The sequence below is a fragment of the Nocardioides sp. CPCC 206348 genome (assembly GCF_048654705.1).
In the GTDB taxonomy this organism is placed as follows: Bacteria; Actinomycetota; Actinomycetes; order Propionibacteriales; family Nocardioidaceae; genus Nocardioides.
On sequence record NZ_JBMCZA010000107.1, the window covers coordinates 71,497 to 73,036 of the forward strand.

The following is a 1,540-nucleotide window of genomic DNA, read 5'->3' on the forward strand; positions in this document are numbered from 1 at the left end:
TGCCGAGGGCGAGCCGCTTCCCGAGGAGGAGTGGCCGAGCGTGCCCGGTGCCCGTGTCCAGGTCGTCAAGGAGTGGGTCTACCCCGAAGACGAGTACGACGAGACCGACGAGCACGAGGCCAGCGAGCAGGACGACGAGGAGTACGAGGCCGCCGAGCCCTACCAGCAGTACGTGCCCGTGTGGGTCGTCACCGACCTCGACGCCTCCGGCCTCCGGCGTCGCGGGCAGATCGGCGCGGGTGGCACCGGCAGCACCAGCGACGACGGCGAGAGCCAGGAGCAGGCCGAGGCCCGCCGCGAGGAGCGCCGCCGCGTCATCGCCAACAACAAGGCCTGGGCCAGCGCGGAGACGGTGCGCCGCGAGTGGCTGGCCGGGTTCCTGGCACGCAAGACCGCGCCGAAGGGAGCCGAGGCCCTGATCTGCGAGGCCGTCGTCACCGGCCAGCACTTCCTCTACAAAGCCATGGAGGCCAACCACCCGATGCTGCGCACCCTGCTCGACCACGGCGCAGACAAGTCGCGCTGGGACTCCGCGAGCGAGGTCGCCAACATCGCCACCAAGGCCAGCACGCCGAAGGCCGCGACCATGACCACCCTCGCCGCCGTCGTCTCGGCGTGGGAGGCGACGACCGGCAAGCACTCGTGGCGCAACCCGTCCCACTGGGACGCCCGGATGCTGGGCGCGCTCATGGAGTGGGGCTACGAGCCGAGCGAGGTCGAGCGGATCCTGCTGGGTGAGGAGCCCGCCAGCGTCGAGGCCGAGGCCACCGACGAGACCGACTCCGAGGCCAGTGACAGCGCGGCCTGATCAGTTCCACCCCTCCCCCTGTGGGCGGTTCTTCCTGTGGAGAACCGCCCACAGTGGAATAGAAACCATAGAATGAACTCAGATCGTTTGATTCCGACACAGGGAGGACCCCGACATGGCCCACGAGATCGAGACCCACGGCATGCAGGCAGCAGCCGTCTTCGCCCGCAAGGACGCCTGGCACCGGCTGGGCACCACCGTCCGCGACCGCGCGTTCACCGCCGAGGAGGCCATGAGGCTCGGCCACCTGGGCGGCTGGGACGTCCGCAAGTTGCCGCTCACCACCGCCGAGGTCAGCGAGGGCGGCGTCACCGCCATCGAGGTCCCCGGCTTCGCCACGGTGCGCACCAACCCGTTCACCGGAGCACCCGAGGCGCTCGGCGTCGTCGGCGGCGGCTACACCCCGCTGCAGAACGAGGACCACGCCGAGTTCCTGAACCTGCTGGCCGACGAGTCCGGCGCGATCTTCGACACCGCCGGGTCCCTGCGCGGCGGACGGCAGGTGTTCATCACCATGCAGCTGCCGAACTCGCTCACGGTCGGCGGCACCGACCGCGTCGACCTCAACATCGCCGCGCTCAACAGCCACGACGGCACCAGCGCGTTCCGCATCCTCGTCACCCCTGTCCGCGTCGTGTGCGCGAACACCCAGAGCGGGGCCCTGCGCAACCACGAGTCGTCGTTCTCGATCCGCCACACCCGCAACGCCAAGGCCGCCGTCCAGGCCGCCCG

The 1,540-nt window shown here is 70.5% G+C and carries 1 protein-coding gene and 1 pseudogene; both read left to right on the plus strand.

Going from position 1 to position 1,540, the window contains the following annotated elements; translation table 11 throughout:
* Positions 1 to 808 (plus strand): annotated as a pseudogene (locus ACOADB_RS05785) (nuclease); the annotation flags it as partial.
* Between the two features lie 115 nt (positions 809 to 923).
* Positions 924 to 1,540, plus strand: a 617-nt coding sequence (locus ACOADB_RS05790; RefSeq protein ID WP_378596991.1) for a DUF932 domain-containing protein, incomplete at its 3' end; no start/stop codon positions are given.